This window comes from Natronococcus sp. A-GB1, from assembly GCF_029688845.1.
GTDB lineage: Archaea > Halobacteriota > Halobacteria > Halobacteriales > Natrialbaceae > Natronococcus.
Map to the genome: position 1 here is coordinate 37373 of NZ_JARUKW010000001.1, position 24037 is coordinate 61409.

Here is a 24037-nt window from a genome sequence, read left to right on the forward strand (position 1 = left end):
CTCGCGTCGCTCGGCCGCGGTGACGACGGCGGCCGCCGGTGGTTACCGTGACTGAGAACGACGAAGGGCCGGAGTACGACACCGACTTCCGCGCGCATCCCGAGGAGTACGAGATTGGGCGCGGCGAAGAAGGCGTGTTCAAAGTCGAGCCCTACAAGAGCGAACTGCTGCCGCTGTGGTCGTACAAAGACGAGGAGAGCGCTCGAGAGTCCGCCGGAGCGATCTACGAACGCTACGAGGAGTACCGTAAGAACGAGGAGTTTCCGGGGATGGATATGGCCCGGAAGTACCTCCAGATGGGGTACACGCGGGCGATGCGCTACGCGGAGTATCCGGGCGGGAGGAAGTACGGCGACGACGGAGAGGAACTTGAGCCCGAGCAGTGGACCGACGAGGACAAACGCGAGGCCGCCCTCGTCTTCGAGGAGTATTGGGAGCGCGTTCGCGAGGACGAACGCTATCGGAACGCCAAGGAGCGACACCGCGATCGGTAGACTCCGATCGCTGCTGTTCTCCGACCCGTATTATCGTCGCACTCGAGTGCGAGCAGTGAGCGAGCCGTTTCAATGACTGCTGTCGCTTCTCCCCTCTCGAGGCGTCGCTCTCTTTGCGATGAGTTCACCGGTACCGCTGTTCATGCTGTCCGTGGGCCCAACCACTCATCATCCTCTTCATCGCCGTCCTGCTGTTCGGCTCGACGAAGCTGCCGTGACACGCCCGCTATGGATCCGAACGAACGGAGACGGCGACGCGGTCGCCGATCTCGATGTCCACCTCCGGGCAGATCAGTTTCGCGCCGAAGTCGCTGTCGCGGGCGCAAAACAGCGAGAGGCCGGTAACCGGCTCGCCGTTCGCCAGAACCGTCACGTTGTCCCAGGCGATCGTCCGCCCATCGACGACCCCGAGGCGGTCGCCGTTCAAGAAGACGGCTCCCGTAGCGGGTTCCTCGAGCCCGAGCAGGCCGCCGCCGTCGTAGTGGGGAAGCCCGCCATCGAGGATACCACTGTCGAAGCGGTGCTCCAATGGGTCTCGTTCCCTCCTACTCGGCACACCGCCATCGGCCGCGACGCCGACGAACCTCGAGCCGGGATCGGGGTGTATCGGTGCGTCCAGTACGGCGTAGGTCTCCCCCGTCGCGACGACCCTGCCGGTGCCGTCCCAGGCGAGGGGTTCGATCTCGACACCGGGCTCGAGCGGGAGCGAGCCCGACGCGCGGTACGGGTTCTGCTCCGACTCCCGAAACCCGACGTGGAGGTGGTTGTCGACCCACGGCGCGAAGAAGCCGGCGCGAACCAGGACGCCAAGCGACTCCCCGGCCGCGATACGATCTCCAGCGGAGACGCTCGGCTCGACGTGGAGTATTCGGGCGGTCAACCCCTCGAGTTCGGCGGGGCCGTCGCAGTCGATCACGATCAAGTGGTCGTGTTCGGGGGCGTACGGTTTCGGTGGCGCGCGGACAGTACGGGTCTCGCGGACGACGCCGGAGACGGGACTGGGTGCGACTGTCGTCCGGCCGTCGCGCAGGGTTCCAGGATACAGATCGACCGCACAGCCGCCGTCGTGGGCGCGGTACGGCGAGTTGTACAGCGAGAACCGCTTGTAGCGGGCGAGCAGCGCGTCGGGGAGGGTGACGGCCATCTGTCGCCTGCGAGTCGGGAGCGGGAGCGTTTAGACCCATCGACCCGAACGTTGGGACATGCGCGTGTTCCGGGGCCGAGTGGGGACGATCGACGCCGACCGCGAGGCGAGCGGGCGCCTGCTCGAGGTCGCCGCCGAGGGCGAGCCCGCCGTTCGGGTCTGGACGCCCCACCGGCAGGTCGCCTTCGGACGCCGGGATAGCCGACTCGAGGGGTACGATCGAGCCCGCGAGGCCGCCCGCGAGCGCGAGTTTCCGCCGATCGAGCGAAGCGTGGGCGGACGGGCGGTCGCCTACGACGGCGAGACGACGCTGGCGTTCGCCCGCGCCGAGCCGATCGCGGACTTCCGGCGTGGCACCGACGAGCGCTACGAGCGGCTGACGGCGGCCGTGGCGAACGCGCTCGAGGAACTCGGCGTCGGCCTCGAGCGCGGCGAACCCGACGACTCGTTCTGTCCGGGCGCGCACTCGCTGTCGACGCCGTCCGTTACGGGACTCCGGAAGATCGCCGGCATCGCCCAGCGGGTCCGCCAGGACGCGGCGCTGGTCTCGGGAATCCTCGTCGTCGACGGCCGCGAGGAACTGGCAAGGGTTCTCGAGGAGGTTTACGGCGCGCTCGAGGTGCCGTTCGATCCCGAGAGCGTCGGCAGCATGGCGGCCGCGGGCGGTCCGAGCGATCCCGAACGGATCGCGCGAACGCTCGAGAACGAGCTCACCGGCGACCGCGAGCGCGAGGTCGTTGAACTCTCGAGGTAGTGCTCTCGCAGTCGTTCGTTCGATCCGCCGGCGGAGCGGATTCACCAGACAAAGAGAGTGGTCGCCGACTTCGAGCAGCGACGGGCGCCGGCTCAAGCGGTGACAACGCTTTTCCGGCCTGCAGTGGGGAACTCGAGTATGACTACCCGACGCTCGGAGGATCCACGATGAACGACGGGGCGAACCCGACCACGACCCCCGAATGGGAGGAGCTTATCGCAGACGCCGACGGAGTCGCCGCAGAGTACCGCGAGAACGGCTGGGACGCAGTCGTCCTCGAGCCGATCGATGTGACGCCAGTCGAGCAGGGGGACCAGTCGGGGCTCGACGTCACGATCGTGAAATCGGCGTACGACCGCGTCGCGGACCTCGTCGGCAGCGACGACGTCTCGTTCGGTGACGCCGAGGTGTACTACCGGCCCGCCGAGGGCGAGGACCAGCGGTTCGCCCTGGTCATCGAGCGCGACGAGCGCAGCGAGAGCGCCGTTCTCGTACCGGTGACCTACGCGCTCTCGGAGTCGCGTGCGGTCTTCGAGCGCGCGCTACGCGAGGAGGACCTCCAGATTCACGTCCGCCCGGAGGCCGCCGACGAGTGGATCGTCTTCTCCCACGACGACCCGTCGCTGTTCCTCGAGGAGTCGGACGTTCGCGAGTGGACCGACGGGTAGGCCGTTACTCCTCGTCGGTTTCCCGGTCGCGAAGCTCCTCGCTCGCCTCCCGAACCTCGCGCATCACCGTCGAGATCCGTTCCTCGGCCTCGAGTTCGTCGTCGACCGAGAGATCGACGCCCTCGACCTCGAGGAGAAACTTCGCGACCTCGGTCGACTCGTACATTACGTCGTCGAGCTCCTCGGCGGTAAAGAAGTCACACATCGCGCCGTAGAGGAAGGTTGCGCCGGCCATGCGGACCTTCTCCTCGAAGGAGGCTCGAGCCTGGTTGACCGCCTGCGGCGTGTAGGTGTCGGTCATGAAGGGGACCAGCTCGGGCAGGTTTTCGCCGATCTTGGTCATCTCGACGCCCGTCTCGGTCCGGAAGTCAGAACAGAGCCGCGCGATGGCCCACTCGCGGGCGGTGATGTACGTTCGGTCGCGCAGGAATTCGTTGACCCGCTCGTACTGGGCGCCGTCCATCTTCTTGAAGCGAGCGTACTTCTGTACATCCGCCGGGACGTCCGACTCCTCGGGTTCGGGATCGGGAACGTTCGGCATCGGGTTCTCACCGGCGGAGTCGTCGGCGGCTGCCGCGTCGTCGGTGTCGGCTGGGTCGCGCTCGTCGCCATCGGAGTCGTCGATCCGGGCGTCCTCGGCCTCGAGCCCGGCGTCCGCACCGTCGTCGTTCATGGCCGCGTATTGCCAGCTACTCGGGATAAGCGTTGTTCTCGAGGCGCCTCCATACCCACCCCGATCTAAAGGCAAGCCCCGTAAACTCCGCTCGCATCCTCGAGAGTTCTATCGAATTTAAGTTCGTGAGGAATGTTCGATACGGTATGTCACAGACTCCGGTCGTCGCCAAGGCGGTACGAACCCCCCAGGGGAAAGAGGACGGCATCTTCGCCGACGTGCGAAGCGAGGACCTCTCCGTCGCACTGATCGACGAGATCCTCGCCGAGACCGGGCTCTCCGGCGAGGACGTCGACGATCTGATGTGGGGCTGCGCCCAGCAACGCGGCGAGCAGGGGAACAACCTGGCACGCGTCATCGCCCTCCTGTCGGAGCTGGGCGAGGACGTCCCCGGGACGACGATCAACCGCTGGTGTGCCTCCTCGATGCAGGCCGTGATCTCGGCGTCGGACGCGATCGCCGCGGGTAACCGCGACGTGATCATCGCCGGCGGCGTCGAGAACATGTCCCGCGTCCCGATGGGCGAGAACACCCACAACGTCCACCCGAGGATGGCCGAGTACTACAACATCGGCGAGCTCCAGATGGGGATGACCGCCGAGAAGGTCGCCGAGGAGTACGGCATCAGCCGCGAGGAACAGGACGAGTACGCCGCCCGAAGCCAGCAGCGGGCCACCGAGGCGACCGAGGAGGGTCGCTTCGACGACGAGATCGTTCCGATCGAAACTGACGACGGCACCGTCGAGGAAGACGAGGGGATCCGACCGGGTACGACGGCCGAAAAGCTGGCCGAGCTACCGACCGTTTTCAAGTCCGACGGCACCGTCACGCCGGGCAACGCCTCCCAGATCTCCGACGGCGCCTCCGCCCTGCTGATCACCAGCGAGGCCTTCGCCGAGGAGCACGACCTCGAGATCCTCGCCGAGGTCGGCCAGAACAACGTCGCCGGCGTCGACCCCACCGTGATGGGGATCGGACCAGTGCCTGCGACGGAGGGGCTGCTCGAGCGCAACGGCCGCGACATCGAGGAGTACGACCTGGTCGAGCTCAACGAGGCCTTTGCCAGCCAGTCGATCTACTCCCGCGACGAGCTCGGGATCGACCCCGAGAAGTTCAACGTCAACGGCGGGGCGATCGCGATCGGGCACCCGCTGGGGGCCTCCGGCGCGCGTCTGCCCGTGACGCTGATCCACGAACTCGGAAAGCGCGGCGGCGGCAGCGGCCTGGCGACGCTATGTGTCGGCTTCGGCCAGGGTGCTGCGATCGAGTTCGAAGTCAACTGAGGCGCGGTTCCCACCCACTCCGTTCGTTCCGAATCGGCTCGTCTCGAGAAATGCGAAATCGATCGTTTCGCGGCCGAACGAGCGGAGCGAACCGCAACGGGCGGACGACCGGTAGCGCCACCAGAACGTATTTGGTTTCTTACCCGTCATACTGCAGATATGGTCGAACCGGACTCGCTTCCCACTTCAGCTCCATCCTCGCTTTCCCGTCGATGACGGCGGTGGATCGGCGAACGCTCCGGTGGCGGATGCTCGCGTCGCTCGCGCTGCTCGTGCTCGTCACGGTCGGCTTCGTTGCCGGCGTCTGGGGCGCGTTCTACCTCGTTCTCGTCTCGTTCGAGGCCGACGGGGCGGCGCTGATCGCGTCGGTAGCGAGCGGCGTTCTCCTGGCCTCTCTCGTCGGCCTCGAGTTTCTACAGGTGTCGACAGTCGAGCGGTTCGCGGGTGCCACGCCGGTCGCCCGCGACGAGGAGCCCGACCTGTACCGGACGACGACGCGCGTCGCCTCCCAGCTCGACATCCCGGTCCCGACGATCGCGATCTCCGACAGTCCCGCGCCCGAAGCGCTGGTCGTCGGCTTCAGACGCGACGGGATCCACCTGGTGCTCTCCGAGGGGACGATCGACGTGCTCGACGACGCCGAGCTCGAGGCGGTGATCGCACACGAGCTGGCACACGTACGGAACAGGGATGCGACGGTGATGACGGCGGTTTCGGCACCGGTGGTGCTCGCGGCGGGACTGCGGTCGCGCCTTCCCGATCCGAACGACGCCGGGATGGTCGCGGTCGTGGTGCTCCCGCTTGCGCTCGTCTCGAACGGCGCGTGGGTCGCCGGTCGAACGATCACCGCCGTGCTCGCTCGCGTTCGCGAACACGCCGCCGACCGGGCGGCCGCCGAGGTAACCGGGTCGCCCGCGGCGCTCGCGAGCGCGCTCGAGACGCTCGACGAGCGGATCGAGGCGACGCCGACCCGGGATCTCAGGTCCGTCGAGGGCGTCTCCGCGCTGTCGATCCTCCCGCTCGAGCGCGATCCGGACAGTCGAGCGGTTCGGCTCGGCCCGGACGGCGAGACCGAGCCCTCGCACCTGTGGTTCGATCGCCTCAAGTGGCGGCTGTTCGTGACACATCCGCCGACGGCCGACAGACTCGAGTCGCTGCGATCGCTCGAGCGCGAGCATCAACGGGGCAACGAACGGGAGCCGACGACAGCATAGGTGAGCTACGGCGATCCGGACAGGCGATTTACAACGGTTGAGTCCATACGATAGCTAATGAGCAACATCTTGCTGGCGGCAATCATCGGAATTCCGCTCGTCTGGCACCTCGGAATCACCGCGTTCGTCTACTACGATTCCGGCCGCGTCGGCCTCGAGCCGACGCGGAAGTGGGTCGCGATCACCTTCGCGATCCCGATCTTCGGCTTCTTCATCTACCTTTTCGAGCGCAGCGAGCTCGACTACGACCCCGAAAGCGACCCCTACAAGGGTCAGAACTACAACATCCACCCCTCGAGGGCCGACGACGCGCCGCTGCCCTCGCGAGGCGACGACCGGGAGGGGCCGGACGATCTCGAGGGACCGGACGGGTCGGACTCCGAGCGGGAGCGGTAGCGACGTCAGAACGCGAGCGTCTTGACGACGACGGGAACGCTGTCGTGGCCCGCGATCGGCGCGCCGACGTCGAGGTAGTCGCCGTCCCGGGCTGCGAGTTCGTCGAGCGCGACGAGGGGACGCTCGCTGCGGCGCTCGAGGAGCTGGCCCAGCGCCTTCGCGCAGTTCTGGCGAACCACGACGACGATCGGGAGCGAGGGCGGCAACGGCTCGAGCGCCGACGCAAGCGCGTCCGCCACCGAGCCCAGCCGCTCGTACACGAGCGGGCCGACGTCCGCGACCGAGAGGGCGACGGCGTCGAGATCGTGGAGGTCGTGGAGCTCCCGAAGCCGTGCGACCGCAGCCTCGAGGGGTTCGCGAAGACGGCTCTCCTCGAGGCCCGCGAGGTCGCCGACGTCGGCGACCGGAACGTTCCGAAGCGGCAGCAGGTCGGGCTCGATCGAGATCGTCCGCCCGCTGAGCGTCGTCGACTCCGTCCCGGCGCCGACGACGGTCGCCCGCAGGTCCTCCGCGGACTCGAGAACGGGCCAGGATCGCACCCGCTCGTGTTCGCGCAGCGCGGCCGCGAGTAGCCCCCCGAGGTCGCCGTGGGCGAACGGGTCGGCCGGCGGCGAGTCGACGAGCCGGCCGACGCCGCCGCTGAAGACGACGCCGTCGAGGGAGACTGGGTCGGTCGGCAGCTCGCCGATCGCCAGCTCGCGCGTGAGACGGTCGAACGGCGGAACCTCGAGCAGGTCGACGATCCGATCGGCCATCGCCGCGGCGAGGCCGGCGAGCAGTTCGTCGTCGGGTTCGTCGCCGACCGCGAGCGGGAGCTCGAGTGCTTCGGCGAGCGCTCCGGCGGGCGGCGAGATCGAGCCGATGCGTCCGTCGTCGTCGAACCGGACCAGTCGCCCGCCGACGTCGAGACAGCGCGTCTCCAGAACCCGACTTTCGCCTCGCTTGCGGCCGTCGAACCGTCCGTCGAAGATCGCGACGTTGGTCGTTCCGCCGCCGACGTCGACGTTGGCGACGGTTCCGCCCGTTTCGGCGGCGTGGGCTGCTGCACCGGAGCCCCGACCCGCAAGCACCGCCTCGAGATCCGCACCGGCCGTCGCGGCCACGAACCGGCCCGCGTCGGCGGCGACCCGGTGGACGAGCGGTTCGGCGTTCTCCCGGCGCGCCGTCTCGCCAGTGACGATCACGGCGCCCGTATCGACGGCCGCGGGCTCGAGCCCGGCCGCCTCGAGGTCGCGTTCGACGAACGCGGCGACCCCCTCCACGTCGATCGTCTCGCGATCGAGCAGCGGCGTCTCGCGGACCGGGCCCCGAAAGACGATCTCGCGGTCGACGATCTCGGGACTCGCCGCCCCGCCGGGTGGCGTCTCGACTCGCAGGCGGCTGACGACGGTGTGTGTCGTGGTCGTCCCGACGTCGATGCCGACGCTCGTCAGCGATTTCGGATCGGCGTTCACGACCGGTCAGGACTCCGTCCGGAACTCGCGGTCGTCCTCGCGGAGGTCGACTCCGCTGGCCTCGGCGTCGAGCATCTCCCCGATCAGGTCGACGAGCTCGGCGCCGGCCTCGACCGGCGGGAGCCCGCCGTCGTGGATGTTCGAGACGACCGACTTTTTGGCCGTCGCCGAGCCGCGCTCGGGGCCGTACACCAGGTACGCGCTCAGGCTCTCGGCGGTCCGGAGTCCGGGCCGTTCGCCGATGAGGTTCACACAGCAGTCGGCCTCGAGCTCCTCGCCGACGGCATCCATCACGTCGACGCGGCCGAATTCGACGAAGACGGGCGTGCCGACCGAGACACCGCGAGCCTCGAGCCCGTCGAGCAGCGCGGGCAGGAGCTGCGGGACGTTGGCCTCGACGGCCGACGAGGAGAGCCCGTCGCTGACCACGATCTGAACCTCGGGGCCGGGATCGCAGTCGCGCTCGAGTCGCTCGAGGCTCTCGGCGTCGAGCTCCCGCCCAAGGTCGGGACGTGCGAGGTACTGGTCCGTGTCCGCGACCCTCGTCCGGAGCCTTACTAACCCGAACTCCTCGAGCAGGTCGTCGCTCACGCGCGAGTGGACCGCGTCGCGGGCGACGCCGTGGTCGGCCCGGAACTCGAGTAACGCCTCGGTGGTCGGCCGCGGGCCAGCACGGCCGACGCCGAGTCTGGTGGGGTTTCGCTCGACGATTCGACGGAGCCGCTCGTTGCTCTCGGCGTCGGTGTCGATACCGACCTCACTGCCGTTTTCGACTGTCGGTTCGTCAGGATCTGAGTGGGAGTCGGAGGCCATGGTTACGTGAAGATCGTCGGGTCGCCCGCGCGTTCGGTGAGCCGGCCCTCGAGCCAGAGGTCCATCTCGGCGAGCCACTCGCGGAACGCGGGAGCCGGCCCGAGGTCGAACAGCTCCCAGAGTGCGGCCGCGTCGTGGTAGCTGTTGGACTGGTAGTTCAGCATGACGTCGTCGCCCATCGGCACGGTAATGAAGTAGTTCGCTCCCGCCGCGGCGAGCAGGACGGCGAGGTTCTCGATGTCGTTCTGATCGGCCTGCATGTGGTTCGTGTAGCAGGCGTCGATCCCCATCGGAATTCCGTGAAGCTGGCCCATGAACACGTCCTCGAGGCCGGCGCGGATCACCTGGCGGCCGTCGTAGAGGTACTCCGGGCCGATGAAGCCGACGACCGTGTTGACTAGGAAGGGGTCGTAGCGCTTCGCGAGGCCGTAGCAGCGCGCCTCGAGGGTGAGCTGATCGACCCCTTCGTGGGCGTCGCCCGACAGCTCGGCGCCCTGTCCCGTCTCGAAGTACATGACGTTCGGTCCCGAGGAGACGCAGCGACGCTGTGCGAGGTCGTGGGCCTCGTCGAGCAGGTCGACGTCGACGCCGAACTCGTCGTTGCCCGCTTCGGTACCGGCGAGGCTCTGGAAGACGAGATCCGCGGGGGCACCTTCCCGGATGGCGTCCATCTGGGTGGTGACGTGGGAGAGACAGCAGTTCTGGGTCGGCACGTCCCACTCCTCGATGAACTCGTGGGTCGCCTCGAGAATTCGCGTCGTCGTCTCGACGCTGTCCTGGACCGGATTCACGCCGATCACGGCGTCGCCGGCGCCGTAGGAGAGCCCCTCGCGCGTCGCGTCGATGATGTTCGAAACGTCGTCGGCCGGATCGTTCGGCTGCAGTCGAAACGAGAGGGTCCCGGCCTCGCCGACCGTCGTGTTACAGCGTGCGGATACTTCCATTCGCGAGGTGACCAGCGCCAGGTCGAGGTTCGACATGAGCTTCGTCACGGCGGCGATCATCTCGCTGGTGAGGCCAGGGCGGATCGCCGCGATCTCGCGCTCGCCCGTTCCCGTGGCGACGAGGTGCTCTCGCAAGTCGGCGACGGTCCAGTCTTTGATCTCGTCGTAGATCGGCTCCCGGACCGCCTCCTGAATGACCCGCGTCACCTCGTCCTCGTCGGCGGGAACGACCGGGTTCTCCCGCAGCGTCTCGAGTCGCATCCCCGCCAGCGCCCGCTTGGCGGCAACCCGCTCGGCGTCCGAGTCGGCCGCGATCCCGGCGAGTTCGTCCCCGGTCTTTCCTTCGTTGGCCTTGGCGAGGACCTCCACGACGGAGTCGAAGCGATCCCCGGCGGCTGGCGTCGTAGTTTGGATTGCCATGTATTCGCTATCGGACGGTACGTCGGGAAGATGCTTCACCATTTGTCGAACGTTACCAAACCACAGTTGCTGCAATGAAAGCGACGGCGCGTTCGGCGATCGGGATGGGCGATGGCCACGGTTTTCTACGACGAACCGACAGCGGAGGTATGAAGCGAGCGACGGTCTGGACGGTTGCGATCTTCCTGTTCGTCCTCGGGGACGCGATGGCGCTGCAGGCGAGGGGACCGATCCTCTCGAGTCTCGAGGCGACGTTCGGCGTCTCGGAGGCCGCGCTCGGGCTGGTGGCGCCGGCCGGCACCGCGGGCTTCGCCGTCGCCGCCGTCGCGACGGGGCTTCTCGCGGGACGACTTCGAATGCGGTGGGCGCTGTTCGCAGGTGCCGCGGGCGTGATCTGTGCCCTGGTCGCGATGGCGGCCGCGCCCGTCTACGCCGTGTTCCTGCTCGCGTTGCTCGCTCAGGGCGGCGCCGCGGGCGTGTTCCGCGGTGTGGATCGGGCGGCCCTGAGCCATATCCACTCGGCCAACCGCGGGCGGGTGTACATCGCCTACGCGCTCGCCTGGGCCGTCGGCGCCGTGCTCGGACCACAGCTGGTCACCGGTGTCCTCGCGATTGCGGACTGGCGCGCCGTCTTTCTCGTTCTCGCGGCACTCTTCGTTCCGGTCGCGGTCGTCGCCGCCCGGACCGAACTCCCCTCGATGGAGGCCGAGCGGTCGATCTCGGTCGATGCGCTCCGGGCGCTGCTCGGCCGACCCGCCGTCGTCGGCGCCACCGTCGGGATCCTGTTTACCGGCGCCGTCGAGGGGATCGTCTTCACCTGGCTCGTCTACTATGCCGAGGGGTTCTACGGGACGGGGACGGCCAGCCTGCTGCTGTCGACGTACCTGCTCGCGTACATCCCCGCTCGAACGGGCTACACGCTGCTCGTGGATCGAGTTCCCTACCTCCTGTTGATGCTGGTCGCGACCGTCCCGGCGATCCCGGCGTTCGCGATCGCGTTCTCCGGGATCACCGGCCCCGTCCTCTTCGCGGCCGTCTTCGTCGCGGGCGCCGGGCTCTCGAGCTGTTTCCCCGCGCTGTCGGCCTATGCTGTCGAGGCGGCTCCGGAGTACAGCGGTCCGATCAACGCCCTCACGACTGGGGCAACGTACGTGGGGATCGCAGTCTCGCCGACCGTCGTCGGCGTCCTGGCCGAGGTGTACGGGCTGAACCGGGCGATCTGGCTCGTAATCGGCTTTGCGGTACTACTCTCGTCGACGATCGCGGCGACGTGGCTCTGGACGGGAACGCCGGAGGCGCCGACCGTCGACGTCGCCGCCTGACGACCGCAGAAACGAGGTTCAGTCGTCAGCTGGCGCAGCGTTCAGCTGGTCGTCGGAGACGGTACCGTCCTCGTTCCAGCCCCGTTCTGCGTAGTACTCGTCGAGTGCGGCGTCGAACTCGGGTAGCTCGTATGGCAGGCTGTCGTCCTCTCGGTCGAAGCCGCGCTGGTTGTTGAAGTGGCGCTCGAGCGCGACGACTCGGCCGCCGACCGCCAGTAACTCCTCGTAGTCGGCGTCGAGCAGGGTCGACAGACGGTCCTCGTCGACGAAGTCCCGCGAGAACTTACAGAGGACGGCGCTGTCCTTGATCGCGTTGACGTTCTCGAGTTCGATCACTTTTGGGGGTTTGTCGTCGAGCCCCTCCTTCTCGAAGGCCTTCTCGGAGTCGACCAGCGGGTACTCGTAGGGGTAGAACTCGGCGTACATGTGGTCGGCGCCGCGGTTCGAGGTGGCGAAGGCAAGTCCCTGCCCGTTCAGCGTGCGGCCGTCGTGGGCGGGGAACTCGAGGCCCTTGACCGACCAGTTCTCGACGCCGAGGTCGTCGTGGACGCGGTCGATCCCCTCCGCGAGGTCGTCGCCGACGCCCTCACGGTGGGCGATCTTTTCGACGAGGTCGTGGATCAGCTCGACGTTGCCGAACTCGTCCTCGCTCGCGAGATACGCGGCGATCGTATCGCCACAGGAGATCGTGTCCAGTCCGTACTCGTCACAGAGCTTGTTCGACTGCATGACGTCGACGATGTCGTCGACCCCGGAGTTCGGGCCGAACGCCATCACGGTCTCGTACTCCGGCCCCTCGGTCTCGAGGCCCGACTCCTCGTCTCTGGTGGGGAGCTTGCAGGCGAACGCACACGCGGAGCAGGTCCCTTTCTTGTACTTCTTCTCCTCGACGCGGTCGCCGCTGACGCCCTCGGCGCCCTCGAAGGAGAGCTCCGAGAAGTACCGCGTCGGCAGGGCCTCGACGGTGTTCGCGAACTCAGTCATCGAGGACGTCCCCTGTCGCTTCATGATGTGATCCGACTGGGCGGCCTCGCTGTGGACCTCCATCTGCAGCGGCGGGATCTCGACCTCGTGAGTCGAGTCGCCGTCGAAGGTGATCGCCTTCACGTTCTTCGCTCCCAGGACGGCACCCAGTCCGCCGCGGCCGAACGCGCGCTCCTCGGAGGTCATGATCGAGGCGAACCGGACCTCGTTCTCGCCGCCGGGGCCGACGACGACGGTGTGGTCGGACTCGAGACCGTGCTCGTCCTCGATGTACTCGCAGGTCTTGGAGACCGTCGCTTCCTCGAGCTCCGGTACCGCCTCGAACTCGACGCCCTCGTCGGTGACGTGGACGATCACGAGTTCGTCGCTGACACCGGTGACTTCGACGGCACTGTAGCCCGTCCCCGTGAAGTTCCGCGAGAGGAACCCGCCGGCGTTCGAGGAGAGCAATCCGCCGGTGAGCGGGGAGACGGCGGTCGCCGACATCCGCCCCGTGAAGCTCATCTGGGAGTGCTGAAGCGGCCCCGTCGCGAGGTAGAGCCGGTTGTCGGCGCCGAGAGGATCGGCGTCGAAGGGGACCCGATCGTGGGCGAGTTTCGTCGCGAGCGCGCGCCCGCCGATGAACGACTCGAGGTCGTCGTCGACGTCCTCGGTCGTCGAGGAGCGCTCCTCGAGATCGATCGAACACAGCGGTCCGTGAACGTGTTTCATACTGAGAAGGGTATCATCGATCACCACAAAACAGTTCGGTTCTCGCTTGCGGAGGGACGGGCGACTGTACCGATGTCGAAGCGCGGCTTCGATCGCGGAAGAGGCGCCTACCGTTCCAGCGAGGTGCCGTCGGGAAGGTGTAACTCGTCGTCCAGAACGACCTGCAGGCGATCCGTCGCAAACAACCGATCGATCTGGTCGTGCGTGAACGTGCCGTCACAATCGTCGCCGACGAAGGTCACCCGTTCGGGCGTCCGTTCGACGACGGTCGCGAGCGCGCTGCCGTTCCGGTAGTGGTATCTGATCGTCGTTCCGAGGTGGAGGGTCTCGGCGGTCACGCCGAGGGAAGTTCCGTGTGGGACCATACCGTGTTCAGGCTCGAGAGGTACATAATTCTTGTGCACTAATAGTTGCAATTATAATACTAATTCGAGATCAGATCCGCTCTTCGATGTAATAGCCAATTAAAACGGCTCTCTTAGCCGCATCTCACCATAATATTCGGTAACGCCACAGTCAACTGTATAGATACGTCTCGGGCGAAATTAGCTAAAGAGGCCGATACCGAGCCCACTGCTCGAGTTGTTCGAGGCGTTCGACGGGTCCGAGGCGTTCTCGTCGCCGCCGTCGTTGGACGCATTCGGCGTCACCCCGTCGGCAGTCCCGTTGGACTCGTTCGCAGTGTCGTTATCCTCGTTCTCGAGGACCTCGTCGTCACTGGTTTCGTTGGGAGCCATGTCGTCGGTCTCGTTAGCGGAGACGTTCTGATCGGGTTCATCGCCAGCGGTTTCGTTTTCCGGGCCGTCGTCGTCGTCACCGTTAGTGATCGTCTCGTTATCGTCGTCCCCGTTGACCACTGTGTCGTCCTCACCATTCTCGTCATCCGCGTCGTCCTCGTCGTCTATCTCGTCCTCATCGTCATCCGTGCCGTCGTCATCATCCTCGTCGCCCGCGTCGTCGTCATTTCCCTCTTCGTCCTCCTCACCGTCTTCGTCGCCATCTCCGTTCTCGTCACCTGCATCCTCTTCTCCCTCGTCTTCGTCATCGTCCTCTTCGTCCTCCTCGCCATCGTCGTTATCCCCGTTTTCGTCACCTACGTCGTCGTCATCGTCTTCGTCATCCTCTTCCTCGCCGCCTTCGTCATTTCCCTCTTCGTCCTCCTCGTCTTCGTCGGCCTCGTCCTCATTTCCCGAATCGTCCTCCTCGTCGGTGTCATCGTCGTCATCTCCGTTTTCGTCGTCAGCCGGATCATCATCATCATCGTCGTCGGCTGGGTCGTCGTCCGGCTCGTCGTCATCTGGATCTTCGTCAACCGGCTCGTCGTCAACCGGCTCGTCGTCAACCGGCTCGTCGTCAACCGGCTCGTCGTCAACCGGCTCGTCGTCATCGTCGTCGTCAACCGGCTCGTCGTCATCGTCGTCGTCAACCGGCTCATCGTCATCGTCGTCGTCAACCGGCTCGTCGTCATCGTCGTCGTCAACCGGCTCGTCGTCATCGTCGTCGTCAACCGGCTCGTCGTCGTCATCAACTGGATCCTCGTCATCGTCCGGCTCACCAGCATCGTCGTCCTCCTCTTCTGGCTCGTAGGACTCCTCGCCCGGATCGCCGATCTCGAGTTCGTACGACGCCGTTCCCTCGCAGTTGCTCAGCGGGAACGAGTAGACGGCACTCTCGCCTGACTCGGGACTCGACTCGTCCGCGAAGTGGATGCTCGCGAGTTCGTCGCCGTCCTCGTCGTAGACCCGCGCCTCCATGTCGACGGTGATCTCCTCGTCGCCGACGTTCTCGAGTTCGACGTGGACGTTACACTCGTCGCCCGGCGGGTCGTCCGCCCAGGTGAAGGTGTGACGCAGGGCCTCGAGGGTGTCGCTGGCGGCGCCGGAGATGATGACCTCGCCGTCGATCGACTGGTCCTCGTACTGGCCTTGTTCGTCCTCGGCCTCCTCGTCGTCGACATCGTCATCGTCGTCGGCGTCGTCCCACTCCTCCGGTCCGTCGCCGTCCCTGGCCGACTCGTTGTCCGATCCGTTCTCCTCGTCGTCCTCGATGGCGCTACATCCCGCCAGGATGGCCGAAAGTGATACCCCCGCAGCCGTGCTGAACTCGCGCCGGTTTAGATCCATGTGACTCTCGTAGTGACCGCCCGCTGCTTGGCTCTCGATACGCGTCCTCTGGGTCAGAGGTTCGGAGCTCCCCCGTGTTTAGCTCGTCGGATCAGCCCAGAAGCGTTCAGCGTAGTGATATCATCGAGAGGTGGTATTCCTTCTGCAGGCACTGTCAACCGCTCAGGAAGAAACCGGATCGATCCGGTCCTCGCGGTCTGCCTCGTAGATCCGCTCGACCCGATCCTCGAAGCGGTCGAGGATGACCCGTCGCTTCTTCTTCATCGTCGGCGTCAACATGTCGTTCTCCTCGGTGAACTCCCGCGGGACGAGTTCGAACCGTTTGATCGTCTCGTGTTTCTCAAAGTTCTCGTTGACCTCGGCCACCGTCTCACCGACGTATTCTCGGACGCGCTCGTCGTCGCACATCGCCTGCGGGTCCTCGGGGAGGTCGATCCCCTGTTCGTCGGCCCACTCGCGGACGTGGTCCGTGTTGGGGACGAGCAGGGCGCCGACGAACTTCTCGCCGTCGCCGACGACCATACACTGCTCGACGACCTCGCTGGCCGCGAACGCGTCCTCGATCGGGCCGGGCGCGACGTTCTTGCCGGTCGAGAGGACGAGGATCTGCTTGACCCGATCTCGGAACTCGATGTAGTCGTCGGGACGGAGGTGAACGATATCGCCGGTTCGGAACCAGCGGGTGCCGTCGTCGTCCTCGAGGAACGACTCCGTCGTCGCGCCGGGCTTGTTCCAGTACCCCTGGGTGACGTTCGGGCCGCTGACGAGCAGTTCGCCGACCTCGCCGGGATCGTCGAACGTCTCCCCCTCGACGAGCGAGTCGTCGATCCGGACGTCGACGCCGGGAAGCGGCGGCCCGATGGTTCCGATCTCGGGCGCCTCGGGTGGGTTGACCGAGACAACGGGAGCGGTCTCGGTGAGTCCGTACCCCTCGTAGATCGGCAGTCCCATCGCGTGGTACAGCGTACAGAGTTCCTTCGAGAGGCTCCCACCGCCGCTGATCAGGAGCTCGATCTCGCCGCCCAGCGCCTCCCGAACGTTCGAGAAGACCAGTTTGTCCGCAAGCGACTGCTTCGCGCTGAGGACGGGGCCGGGATCGTCGCTCTCCTGGTACTCGACGCCGACGTCGGTCGCCCACTCGAAGATCCGCTTTTTGACCCCCGACTCGCTGGCCTGCTCGCGGATCGTGTCGTAGATCTTCTCGTAGACGCGGGGGACGCTGGTCGCCGTGTCCGGCTGTACCGTCCCGAAGTCCTCCTTGAGCGTGTCGGTGCTCTCCGCGTAGGCGACGCAGGCGCCGCTGGCGAACAGCAGGAAGTGTCCCGACGTGCGCTCGAAGACGTGTGCCAGCGGGAGATAGGAGACGGACTGAACGGTCTCGTCGATGACCGGCAGCTCGTCGTCCTTGTCGGGGCGCGGCCCGTAGCGCTTGCGGACCTGGCTGACGTTCGACCGGAAGTTTCGGTGGGTGAGCTGGACGCCCTTGGGCTGGCCCGTCGTCCCGCTCGTGTAGATGAGGCTGGCCAGGTCGTCCATGTCGGGCGCGTCGAGCCACCCCTCGTAGCGGTCGAGGTCAAACGTCTCTTCGCCCCTATCGTGAACCTCTGCGAGGGTCAGGACGTCGTCGCGCTCGTCGTACCCCTCGAGGCGATCCATCGAGACGATGAACTCGAGGTCGAGGTCGTCCTCGACCTCGAGGACGCGCTCGACCAGCCGTTCGTTCTCGACGACGACCGCGGTGGCGTCGGGATCGTCGAGCAGGTACCGAACCTGGTTGGGCGAGGAGCTCTCGTAGACGGTCGTGATAACCGCGCCCGCCGAAAGCAGTGCGAAGTCGGACTGGGCCCACTCCATGCGGGTGTCGGCGAAGATGCCGACGCGATCACCCTGCTCGACGCCAAGGTCGCGAAAGCCCGCCGCGAGGTTGCGGACGACGTTTCGCATCTGCGTGTAGGAGATCGCCCGGAACGCGTCGGGATCGGCAGGCTCGAGGACCGACTCGGTCAGCGAGCGGTCGTAGATGCCGCCCTTGTACCGCTGTGCCGGTCGGTTCGGGTGGCGCTCGACGGCGTCGTCGAACATCCGACCGAGCGTCGTTTCGCCGGTGACCTCGTCCTCGTATTCTCGTTCGGCGTCCCGCCAGTGCATATACGTGTGACAGAACCTCCCGAGCGATAAAACGTGATGAAACTGAATACATCTGTCACCGCGTTTATTGGTGAGCTGGAACGGTGACTGCGTCGAAAACAGGCAGTCGGGCGGTCCCGACGGTCAGTCTCTGTGGTCCAAGTAGCCGACGACGCCACGGACGTTCATACCGGCCTCGGCGCCGGCCTTGTGCTCGCCCCACGCGTCGCCGAGATCCGACTTCGAGGCGAAGTGGTCGACGAGCGCCTCGTCGTCCTCGAACTCCTCGCGTTTCTCCTCGACGTCCCGGACCCACTCCTCGAGGACGGTCGCGTACTCCTCGAGGACCGCCTCGGCGTCGTCGCCGACGTAGCGCGGCCCGAAGTGGGCGTAACAGAGGACGTCGGGATCGATCGCTTTGAGGGTCTCGACGTCCTCGAGACAGCGCTCGAGGTGGAAGTTCGACGGCGGCGAGGTCTCCTGGATTTCCTCGCGTTCAGGCTCCCAGATCCCCGCGGCGTCGGCGGTAAACACCGCGTCGTTCTCGGGATCTTCGAAGACGACTTGGTGGGGGGCGTGGCCGGGCATCTCGTGAACCCGAAGCTCGTGAATTCCGAGGTCGATCGTGTCGCCGTCCTCGATCTCGACGATCCGCTCCTCGGGGACCGGCTTCGGCTCGACGTAGTACTGCCACTGGTCGCCGACGGCGGCTTTCGTTCCCTCGACCAGCCGCGAGGGGTCTGCGAGGTGGGAGGTGCCGATCGGATGGACGTAGACGTCGGCGTTCGGGCACGCTTCGGCCAGAAAGCCCGCGCCGCCGGCGTGGTCGAGGTGGATGTGCGTGACGGCGATGACCTCGAGCTCCTCGGGTGCGATGCCGACTTCCTCGAGGGCCTCGAGGATCCGCTCGTAGTTGGTCCCGATCCCGGTGTCGACGATGGCGGGTCGCTCGTCGTTGACGATGTAGACGGCGCCGTACCCGCTGGTCTCGTACATTCCCGTATCCACGTAGTAGAGGTCCGAACAATCGCCGGCCGTAACCTGGCGGACGTCACCGATTTCCATACCGGTAGGCTGTCGGGAGATAAAATAAAAGCTGGCGTCTCGGCCAGGCTACCGGTCACGGCGGTCCTTCCACTCGCCGATCCCCGAGGGATCGAGGTGGACGTGGGCGTCGCCGACGTCCTCGAGCCCGCGGAGGCTGGCGACCAGTTCCGACTCGACGTCGTGGGCCTGCCGAAACGGCATGTCGCCGTCGACTTCGACGTGGACCTCGACCTCGAGGACGGGGCCGTCGTAGAAGACGGTGAGGTCATGGATCCCCTCGACGGCGGGGTGGTCCCGGAGGATCTCGGTCACCTCCGCTCGCTTCGTCGGGCCGGGCGACGCGCCGACGAGGTAGCCGACGTTCTCGCGGCCGATCTCGACGCCCTGGTAGATGACGAGCAGGCTGACGAGCCCGCCAGCGATCGGATCGAGCAGCGGGAAGCCGAGCAGGACGCCGAGCACACCGACGACCGCAGCAAAGGAGGTGTAGATGTCGTTGAGACAGTCCGTCGCCAGCGCCTCGAGGGCGGTCGAGCCGATCGCCTCGTTGATGTACTCGGTGTAGCGGTAAACCAGATACATGTCGACGATCGCGAACGCGAGCGCGCCGAGCAACAGCGGGTGGAAGACGACGTCGACGCCGTGGGCGACTCCCTGTGCGGACTCGTACAGCAGGTTCAGTCCAAGTAGCGCGATCACCGCGCCGACGAACAGCGCCGTCAGCGGCTCGATTCGGTCGTGGCCGTGTGGATGGGTGTCGTCGGGTTCGTCGAAGGAACTCCGGCCCCAGACGAGCACGACGACGCTTGCGACGAGATCCGCGATCGAGTGGGCCGCGTCGGCCACGAGCGCGACGCTCCCGAAGGCCAGTCCCACGGCGCCCTCGACGACGATCTTGACGGCGTTGCCGAGGACGTTCGCCCACGACGCACGCGTGAATCCGTCGCGGCCCGCCTCGTCGACCATACGCTGTTTAGAGACAGTCTAAACTTGGATCTTTTCCTTCCCGACGGCGTCCGTCGGGCTTTCGCAATCCTCATTTGGGTGGTGTGAGAACGGTCCGCTATCCGGGCGATGGGGCCCGCCTGCCACAACCGCCGGCGACTCGTTCACCGCGTTCGCGGTCGCGCGCTGCCCGCAGCCGCGTGCCGCTTGCGCAACCGCTCGGTCCATCCGCGGGACCGACCGTACGACCGGCTGACGGTCCCTGCTATCAGTCAGCCATGAGAGATCATCCGCTCGTCCGACTCGAGACGCTCGCACTGATCGCGATCGGTGGCTTCGCCGGCTCGAACCTCCGGTTCTTTACCCTGGGTCTCCTCTCCGACGTCCTCGCCGTACTCGTCGTCAACGTCGTCGGAAGCTTCCTGCTCGGCTTCGTCGTCTACGAGGCCCAGTACACCGGCGTCGTCGACCGAAAGGCCAAGCTGGTGTTTACCACCGGCTTTCTCTCCTCGCTGACGACCTACAGCACGTTCGCGGTCCAGACCGCCATCGCCGCCGAGCCGTGGCTGCTCGTCGGCATCGTCGTCGCCAACTACGGACTCGGCTTCACCGGCGTGCTCGCGGGACGGGAGCTCGCCCGCAAGGTCCGCGACTGGCGGCCGGCGGCAGCCGGCGGTGAGACGGCGTGATCGCGCTCGAGTCGCCGGCGTCGGCCCTCGCCGTCGTCCTCGTTCTCGAGCCCGTCATCGAGGACGGCGCCCTCGAGTTCGAGGCCGCCCACCTCGTCGGTATCGGCGGTGCGATCGGTGCCCTGTTGCGCTACGCCGTCTACGAGCAGCTCTCTGACGAGCGCTACCCGTGGCCGACGCTGGTCGTCAACGTCGTCGGGAGCTTCGTCTTCGGTGCGGCGACGTTCGCGGGTGCGGGCGAGTCGGTGATTCAGCTGGTCGGGATCGGCATCTGCGGCGCGTTCACCACGTTCTCGTCGTTCTCGGTCGAGACGGTCCAGCTCTACGAGCGCGGGGATCGAAAGGTCGCGGTCGCGAACGCGGCGGGGAACCTCGCGCTCTCGCTCGCGGCGATCGGGTTGGCCTGGGTGCTCGTTTCCGCACTTTAGGCCTCGCGGTCGTTGATCACCGTAACCGGGACGGCCGCGCGCCGAACGACCGTTTCGGCCACGCTTCCCAAAAGGTATCTCGCGACGCCCTCGCGTCCGTGACTGCCGAGAACGATCCTGTCGGCGCCGTGGTCGTCGGCGTAGCGCACGATGGTCCGAGCCGGATCGCCCGCCTCGACGACCGTTCCGACCGAGACGTCGTCCGGCAGCGTCTCCTCGAGGGACTCGAGGACGGCCTCGCCCTTCTCGCGTTCGGATGTGTACTCGTCCTCGGTCGTGTAGCCCGGGTAGGCGCGCTGGCGGCTGTAGTCGGTCATCGGATCGACGACGTACAGCAGGGTTAGCTCGGCGTCGGGGAACTGCTCGAGAGCGTACTCGAGCGCTGCACGGGACGGACGGGAGCCGTCGACGGGGACGAGAACGTGCGCTGTCATAGCAGAGTCATCGACGGCGACGAATAAAAATTACCGCGAAAACGAAGCCGCGTTTAGATCAGCTCGGCCAGCAGGACCGCCGCGAGCCCGAAGTAGATCAGGAGCGCGGTGATGTCCTTGACCGTCGTGATCAGCGGGTCCGACGCCGCGGCGGGGTCGAAACCGAGCTTGTTCATGATCCAGGGGATCACGTAGCCGACGACCGACGCGACGACACAGACCGACACGAGGCCGACGAAGACGACCGTCGCCAGCTCGAGGGCGTAGGGCTCGTTGATCTGCCAGACGTAGGCCGCTGCGGCGCCGATGCCACCGATGATGAGGCCGATCAGGAGGCCGACTAGCCCCTCGCGGGCGAAGTGGCGCATCGCGTTTCGGTCGTCGATGTGACCGAGCGCGAGGCCGCGGACGAAGATCGTCGATGCCTGCGTACCGACGTTGCCGCCCATGTCCATGATGACGGGAACGAAAAAGGCCAGTGCGACGACCGCCTCGAGCGTCTCCTCGAACTGTTCGATGACGCCGCCGGCCATCAGACCGCCCGCGAGGGCGATGATCAGCCACGGCAGCCGGAGTTTGAGAATACGCGTGATCGAGGACTCGAGGATCGCGGAGCTACGGGCGGTCTCGACGTCGGTAAAGGAAAAGCCCGCGCTCTTCAGGATGTCCTCGGTCGCCTCCTCCTCGACGACCTCGATCATGTCCTCGGTGCGGAGGACGCCGACGAGCATGCCCTCGTCGTCGATGACCGGCAGGGCGGGAAAGTCCCGCTCTGCGATCTCGTCGGCCGCGTGCTCGGGATCGGCGTCCGCATCAATCGTGACGAGGTCGGTGTGCATGTGGGTCTCGACGACGTCGTCTTCGGGCGCGTTGAGAAGCTCCCGAAGGGACATGACGCCGACGAGTCGGCCCGAATTATCGGTAACGTACAGGTAATAAACGGTGGTTTCGTCGGAAACGGGTTCGAAATCGCGGAACTGCTCGATCGCGTGTCCGACGAACGTCTCCTGGGTGACCGCGACGAAATCGGCCTCCGTGACGTCGGCGACGCGGTCGGCGTGGAACTCGGTACCGCCGTCGGCGGCGCGAGTGCGCTCAGCGTCCTCCATACACCTCACCCCGGACGTGCGAGCCCATGGCCCCCGAAAACTCGCCTTCGAGCAGGTCGAGAATTAGCTCCTCGAGCGTACGACCGCGCTCGTGGTGTGTGTCATTGATAGTCGTCTCGGCGCCGAACGGATTGCTGTGGTTGGTGTTCAGCATACGCTACTCGATCGTTAGAGACGGCTAAAAGAGGTTTCGGACTAGGTCTAAGGGTGAAATATATTCCCACGATATCCGAACACACAGAAACCCTGTACGGTCGTTCGCCACACCTACACGTCGGATAGGGGATCACCGCCGAACGGCCGACGGCTTGCTATTCCTTCCCGATACGTTTAACAGTCGACTACGAAAGATACTGCTATGAGCGTACGGGAGGAGTTCTGGTCGATCTACCGCGAGGCGCTGCCCATCCTACTGATCGCCCTCGGTGGCGGACTCTTCGCCGGGCTGGTGCTCGAGGGGATGGTCGAGAGCGTCGAACGATTCCCCGGCCTACTCGTGATGATCCCGGTCTTCCTGGCCACACGGGGCAACGTCTACGGCGCGCTGGGCGGACGGATCTCGAGCGGGCTCCATCAGGGGCTGATCGAGCCGCGGTTCGAATACAACCAGCGACTGATCAACGCGATCGTGGCGTCGTTCATCAACGGAATCGGGATCTCGCTCGTGATCGGCGTCATCACCTGGATCGCGCTGCTGATTCTGGGCTGGGAGGTCGCCGCGCTGTACGAGCTGGTCGGGATCATGCTGATCGCCGGCATCCTCACGTCCGTCGTGCTCATCTTCGGCCTGCTGGCGCTGATCTTCGCGGGCTTCAAGTACGGCTACGACCCCGACAACCTCGTCGGCCCAATCGTGACGACGCTCGGTGATATCTTCGGGATGCTGTTCATGCTGTTCGCGATCGGCCTCGTGGAGGTGCTCGTCTGATGGTCGTTCCGCAGGGCTCGCTCGGGAGCTGGGAGGTTCGCAGCATCGTCGGCAACATGTTCCCGCTGTTGATCGTCCTCTGTGTGATCGTCCTCTGGGCGGGGATCACCCTCGAGGAAGCCGAGGAGATGCTCGAGCAGTACGGCATCCTCGCGATCATGGTGCCGACGATGGTCGACATGGGCGGCAACCTCGGCGCGATCCTGAGCTCGCGGCTCTCGACGCGACTCCACCTGGGGACGACCGAGTTCGATCCTCGGGACCGGGAGCTGTGGGCGAACGTCGGTGCGGTGCTCGCGCTCGCGGCGACGATCTTTACTGCGCTGGCGTTCGGCGCCTACCTGCTCGGCGCGCTCATCGGCTCGACGCTTCCGCTCACGACGCTGCTGACGATCTCGCTGGTCAGCGGAATGTCCGTCGCCGTCATCGCGGTCCTGTTCAGCTTCGCGACGACGTATGCCTCCTACCGGCTGGGCGTTGACCCCGACGACACGACGATCCCGGTCGTCACGAACGTCGTCGACGTCTTCGGCATGGTTATCTTCATCGGCGTCTCGGCGCTCGTGCTGGGATTCTGAGCTCCCCTATCGAGCTCGAGACGATCCGCCGAATCGGGCGATTTCGACGAGATCGGACGACGTGTGCCGTCCGTCCGTCGGGCGTCTGACTGAACTTCAAGTGTCATCGTGTGGGGGTTGTGTGCATGGAAGTCGAATCGATTCGCATCGAACGAACGCCACGAGACTCCCCCCGAAACGTGTCCGGACCGGGGCGAACGGGCCGATGAGCTGGCTCGTCCGCGCGTTCCGAACGCGGGAGCGACGACACGCGACCGTTCCACTGGCGCTGGCGGTTATCGTCGCCGTGCTCGGCGCCCTGCTGTACCTCGAGCTCGTCACGGTGTTGCTCGAGCACGCCGGCTGACCGGAACTA

Annotated in this window: 26 protein-coding genes; 12 read left to right on the forward strand and 14 right to left on the reverse strand. The window is 66.2% G+C overall.

Annotation, left to right across the window (positions count from 1 at the left end; all coding sequences use genetic code 11):
• Positions 1-47 precede the first annotated feature (47 nt).
• A complete protein-coding gene (locus tag QA600_RS00165; protein ID WP_278289964.1) occupies positions 48-494 on the forward strand; it encodes a DUF4385 domain-containing protein in 447 nt (148 codons plus the stop codon).
• A gap of 226 nt (positions 495-720) precedes the next feature.
• On the opposite strand, the gene QA600_RS00170 is transcribed toward QA600_RS00165, so the two are convergent.
• Positions 721-1638, reverse strand: coding sequence for a hypothetical protein (locus QA600_RS00170; RefSeq protein ID WP_278289965.1), 918 nt, complete (start codon positions 1636-1638; stop codon positions 721-723).
• A 58-nt stretch (positions 1639-1696) separates the two neighbouring features.
• On the opposite strand from QA600_RS00170, the gene QA600_RS00175 reads away from it, so the two are divergent.
• Positions 1697-2392, forward strand: a complete 696-nt coding sequence (locus QA600_RS00175) for a lipoate--protein ligase family protein (RefSeq protein WP_278289966.1) — start codon at positions 1697-1699, stop codon at positions 2390-2392.
• 167 nt (positions 2393-2559) lie between these two features.
• Positions 2560-3060 (forward strand): hypothetical protein, encoded by a 501-nt coding sequence (locus QA600_RS00180; RefSeq protein WP_278289967.1) that lies wholly within the window; start codon positions 2560-2562, stop codon positions 3058-3060.
• Positions 3061-3064: 4 nt separating this feature from the next.
• On the opposite strand, the gene QA600_RS00185 is transcribed toward QA600_RS00180, so the two are convergent.
• Positions 3065-3733 (reverse strand): DUF5806 family protein, encoded by a 669-nt coding sequence (locus tag QA600_RS00185; RefSeq protein ID WP_278289968.1) that lies wholly within the window; start codon positions 3731-3733, stop codon positions 3065-3067.
• 146 nt (positions 3734-3879) lie between these two features.
• Here QA600_RS00185 and QA600_RS00190 point away from each other — a divergent pair, with 146 nt between their 5' ends.
• The 3 genes from QA600_RS00190 to QA600_RS00200 all read left to right on the forward strand — a co-directional run bounded on the left by QA600_RS00190 (position 3880) and on the right by QA600_RS00200 (position 6626).
• Positions 3880-5016, forward strand: a complete 1137-nt coding sequence (locus QA600_RS00190) for a thiolase family protein (RefSeq protein WP_278289969.1) — start codon at positions 3880-3882, stop codon at positions 5014-5016.
• A 212-nt stretch (positions 5017-5228) separates the two neighbouring features.
• Positions 5229-6230 (forward strand): M48 family metalloprotease, encoded by a 1002-nt coding sequence (locus QA600_RS00195; protein WP_278289970.1) that lies wholly within the window; start codon positions 5229-5231, stop codon positions 6228-6230.
• Positions 6231-6287: 57 nt separating this feature from the next.
• On the forward strand, positions 6288-6626 hold the full coding sequence (locus QA600_RS00200) for a hypothetical protein (protein ID WP_278289971.1): 339 nt from the start codon (positions 6288-6290) through the stop codon (positions 6624-6626).
• Positions 6627-6631: 5 nt separating this feature from the next.
• Here QA600_RS00200 and QA600_RS00205 read toward each other — a convergent pair whose 3' ends face one another.
• From QA600_RS00205 to QA600_RS00215, 3 genes are read right to left on the reverse strand one after another with little or no spacing between them, the layout of a single operon-like run.
• Positions 6632-8080 (reverse strand): ethanolamine ammonia-lyase reactivating factor EutA, encoded by a 1449-nt coding sequence (locus QA600_RS00205; RefSeq protein ID WP_278289972.1) that lies wholly within the window; start codon positions 8078-8080, stop codon positions 6632-6634.
• A gap of 6 nt (positions 8081-8086) precedes the next feature.
• Positions 8087-8893 (reverse strand): ethanolamine ammonia-lyase subunit EutC, encoded by an 807-nt coding sequence (eutC, locus tag QA600_RS00210; RefSeq protein ID WP_278289973.1) that lies wholly within the window; start codon positions 8891-8893, stop codon positions 8087-8089.
• A gap of 2 nt (positions 8894-8895) precedes the next feature.
• Positions 8896-10257 (reverse strand): ethanolamine ammonia-lyase subunit EutB, encoded by a 1362-nt coding sequence (locus QA600_RS00215; protein WP_278289974.1) that lies wholly within the window; start codon positions 10255-10257, stop codon positions 8896-8898.
• Positions 10258-10406: 149 nt separating this feature from the next.
• Here QA600_RS00215 and QA600_RS00220 point away from each other — a divergent pair, with 149 nt between their 5' ends.
• Positions 10407-11579, forward strand: coding sequence for an MFS transporter (locus QA600_RS00220; protein ID WP_278289975.1), 1173 nt, complete (start codon positions 10407-10409; stop codon positions 11577-11579).
• 18 nt (positions 11580-11597) lie between these two features.
• Here QA600_RS00220 and QA600_RS00225 read toward each other — a convergent pair whose 3' ends face one another.
• The 6 genes from QA600_RS00225 to QA600_RS00250 all read right to left on the reverse strand — a co-directional run bounded on the left by QA600_RS00225 (position 11598) and on the right by QA600_RS00250 (position 19537).
• Entirely contained in the window at positions 11598-13274 is a 1677-nt protein-coding gene (locus QA600_RS00225; RefSeq protein WP_278289976.1) for an aldehyde ferredoxin oxidoreductase C-terminal domain-containing protein, read from the reverse strand.
• Positions 13275-13381: 107 nt separating this feature from the next.
• Entirely contained in the window at positions 13382-13639 is a 258-nt protein-coding gene (locus tag QA600_RS00230) for a hypothetical protein (protein ID WP_005554509.1), read from the reverse strand.
• Positions 13640-13819: 180 nt separating this feature from the next.
• Complete coding sequence (locus QA600_RS00235) at positions 13820-15397, reverse strand: hypothetical protein (protein WP_278289978.1); 1578 nt, start codon at positions 15395-15397, stop codon at positions 13820-13822.
• Between the two features lie 162 nt (positions 15398-15559).
• On the reverse strand, positions 15560-17545 hold the full coding sequence (locus QA600_RS00240) for a long-chain fatty acid--CoA ligase (RefSeq protein ID WP_278289979.1): 1986 nt from the start codon (positions 17543-17545) through the stop codon (positions 15560-15562).
• 123 nt (positions 17546-17668) lie between these two features.
• Positions 17669-18589 carry an MBL fold metallo-hydrolase gene (locus QA600_RS00245; RefSeq protein ID WP_278289980.1) on the reverse strand — a complete coding sequence of 307 codons (921 nt, stop codon included), beginning with the start codon at positions 18587-18589 and terminating at the stop codon, positions 17669-17671.
• 48 nt (positions 18590-18637) lie between these two features.
• Positions 18638-19537, reverse strand: coding sequence for a cation diffusion facilitator family transporter (locus QA600_RS00250; protein WP_278289981.1), 900 nt, complete (start codon positions 19535-19537; stop codon positions 18638-18640).
• A gap of 257 nt (positions 19538-19794) precedes the next feature.
• On the opposite strand from QA600_RS00250, the gene QA600_RS00255 reads away from it, so the two are divergent.
• Positions 19795-20205, forward strand: a complete 411-nt coding sequence (locus QA600_RS00255) for a CrcB family protein (protein WP_278289982.1) — start codon at positions 19795-19797, stop codon at positions 20203-20205.
• Between the two features lie 56 nt (positions 20206-20261).
• A complete protein-coding gene (gene crcB / locus QA600_RS00260) occupies positions 20262-20633 on the forward strand; it encodes a fluoride efflux transporter CrcB (protein WP_278290406.1) in 372 nt (123 codons plus the stop codon).
• Here the strand turns inward: crcB and QA600_RS00265 are convergent.
• From QA600_RS00265 to QA600_RS00275, 3 genes are read right to left on the reverse strand one after another with little or no spacing between them, the layout of a single operon-like run.
• Positions 20630-21067, reverse strand: a complete 438-nt coding sequence (locus QA600_RS00265; RefSeq protein ID WP_278289983.1) for a universal stress protein — start codon at positions 21065-21067, stop codon at positions 20630-20632. The genes crcB and QA600_RS00265 overlap by 4 nt on opposite strands.
• 53 nt (positions 21068-21120) lie before the next feature.
• Positions 21121-22176 (reverse strand): magnesium transporter, encoded by a 1056-nt coding sequence (mgtE, locus tag QA600_RS00270; protein WP_278289984.1) that lies wholly within the window; start codon positions 22174-22176, stop codon positions 21121-21123.
• Complete coding sequence (locus tag QA600_RS00275; RefSeq protein ID WP_278289985.1) at positions 22163-22330, reverse strand: hypothetical protein; 168 nt, start codon at positions 22328-22330, stop codon at positions 22163-22165. Before QA600_RS00275 ends, mgtE begins: the two co-directional genes overlap by 14 nt.
• Positions 22331-22534: 204 nt before the next feature.
• On the opposite strand from QA600_RS00275, the gene QA600_RS00280 reads away from it, so the two are divergent.
• The 3 genes from QA600_RS00280 to QA600_RS00290 all read left to right on the forward strand — a co-directional run bounded on the left by QA600_RS00280 (position 22535) and on the right by QA600_RS00290 (position 24028).
• The gene (locus tag QA600_RS00280) at positions 22535-23104 is read left to right on the forward strand and encodes a magnesium transporter (protein WP_278289986.1); all 570 of its coding nucleotides are present in this window, start codon (positions 22535-22537) and stop codon (positions 23102-23104) included.
• Positions 23104-23682 carry a magnesium transporter gene (locus QA600_RS00285; protein WP_278289987.1) on the forward strand — a complete coding sequence of 193 codons (579 nt, stop codon included), beginning with the start codon at positions 23104-23106 and terminating at the stop codon, positions 23680-23682. The genes QA600_RS00280 and QA600_RS00285 overlap by 1 nt, the downstream gene beginning before the upstream one ends.
• 205 nt (positions 23683-23887) lie before the next feature.
• Positions 23888-24028, forward strand: a complete 141-nt coding sequence (locus QA600_RS00290; RefSeq protein ID WP_005554523.1) for a hypothetical protein — start codon at positions 23888-23890, stop codon at positions 24026-24028.
• Positions 24029-24037: the final 9 nt, after the last annotated feature.

Bases quoted from the DNA above. Each gene is read 5' to 3' on its own strand.
- QA600_RS00275 (WP_278289985.1), bottom strand. From the start codon at position 22,330: ATGCTGAACACCAACCACAGCAATCCGTTCGGCGCCGAGACGACTATC.
- QA600_RS00185 (WP_278289968.1), bottom strand. From the start codon at position 3,733: ATGAACGACGACGGTGCGGACGCCGGGCTCGAGGCCGAGGACGCCCGG.
- QA600_RS00200 (WP_278289971.1), top strand. From the start codon at position 6,288: ATGAGCAACATCTTGCTGGCGGCAATCATCGGAATTCCGCTCGTCTGG.
- QA600_RS00290 (WP_005554523.1), top strand. From the start codon at position 23,888: ATGAGCTGGCTCGTCCGCGCGTTCCGAACGCGGGAGCGACGACACGCG.
- QA600_RS00195 (WP_278289970.1), top strand. From the start codon at position 5,229: ATGACGGCGGTGGATCGGCGAACGCTCCGGTGGCGGATGCTCGCGTCG.
- QA600_RS00180 (WP_278289967.1), top strand. From the start codon at position 2,560: ATGAACGACGGGGCGAACCCGACCACGACCCCCGAATGGGAGGAGCTT.
- QA600_RS00280 (WP_278289986.1), top strand. From the start codon at position 22,535: ATGAGCGTACGGGAGGAGTTCTGGTCGATCTACCGCGAGGCGCTGCCC.
- QA600_RS00285 (WP_278289987.1), top strand. From the start codon at position 23,104: ATGGTCGTTCCGCAGGGCTCGCTCGGGAGCTGGGAGGTTCGCAGCATC.
- QA600_RS00240 (WP_278289979.1), bottom strand. From the start codon at position 17,545: ATGCACTGGCGGGACGCCGAACGAGAATACGAGGACGAGGTCACCGGC.
- QA600_RS00230 (WP_005554509.1), bottom strand. From the start codon at position 13,639: ATGGTCCCACACGGAACTTCCCTCGGCGTGACCGCCGAGACCCTCCAC.
- QA600_RS00215 (WP_278289974.1), bottom strand. From the start codon at position 10,257: ATGGCAATCCAAACTACGACGCCAGCCGCCGGGGATCGCTTCGACTCC.
- QA600_RS00225 (WP_278289976.1), bottom strand. From the start codon at position 13,274: ATGAAACACGTTCACGGACCGCTGTGTTCGATCGATCTCGAGGAGCGC.
- QA600_RS00220 (WP_278289975.1), top strand. From the start codon at position 10,407: ATGAAGCGAGCGACGGTCTGGACGGTTGCGATCTTCCTGTTCGTCCTC.
- QA600_RS00265 (WP_278289983.1), bottom strand. From the start codon at position 21,067: ATGACAGCGCACGTTCTCGTCCCCGTCGACGGCTCCCGTCCGTCCCGT.
- QA600_RS00170 (WP_278289965.1), bottom strand. From the start codon at position 1,638: ATGGCCGTCACCCTCCCCGACGCGCTGCTCGCCCGCTACAAGCGGTTC.
- mgtE (WP_278289984.1), bottom strand. From the start codon at position 22,176: ATGGAGGACGCTGAGCGCACTCGCGCCGCCGACGGCGGTACCGAGTTC.
- QA600_RS00175 (WP_278289966.1), top strand. From the start codon at position 1,697: ATGCGCGTGTTCCGGGGCCGAGTGGGGACGATCGACGCCGACCGCGAG.
- QA600_RS00190 (WP_278289969.1), top strand. From the start codon at position 3,880: ATGTCACAGACTCCGGTCGTCGCCAAGGCGGTACGAACCCCCCAGGGG.
- QA600_RS00255 (WP_278289982.1), top strand. From the start codon at position 19,795: ATGAGAGATCATCCGCTCGTCCGACTCGAGACGCTCGCACTGATCGCG.
- QA600_RS00250 (WP_278289981.1), bottom strand. From the start codon at position 19,537: ATGGTCGACGAGGCGGGCCGCGACGGATTCACGCGTGCGTCGTGGGCG.
- eutC (WP_278289973.1), bottom strand. From the start codon at position 8,893: ATGGCCTCCGACTCCCACTCAGATCCTGACGAACCGACAGTCGAAAAC.
- QA600_RS00235 (WP_278289978.1), bottom strand. From the start codon at position 15,397: ATGGATCTAAACCGGCGCGAGTTCAGCACGGCTGCGGGGGTATCACTT.
- QA600_RS00245 (WP_278289980.1), bottom strand. From the start codon at position 18,589: ATGGAAATCGGTGACGTCCGCCAGGTTACGGCCGGCGATTGTTCGGAC.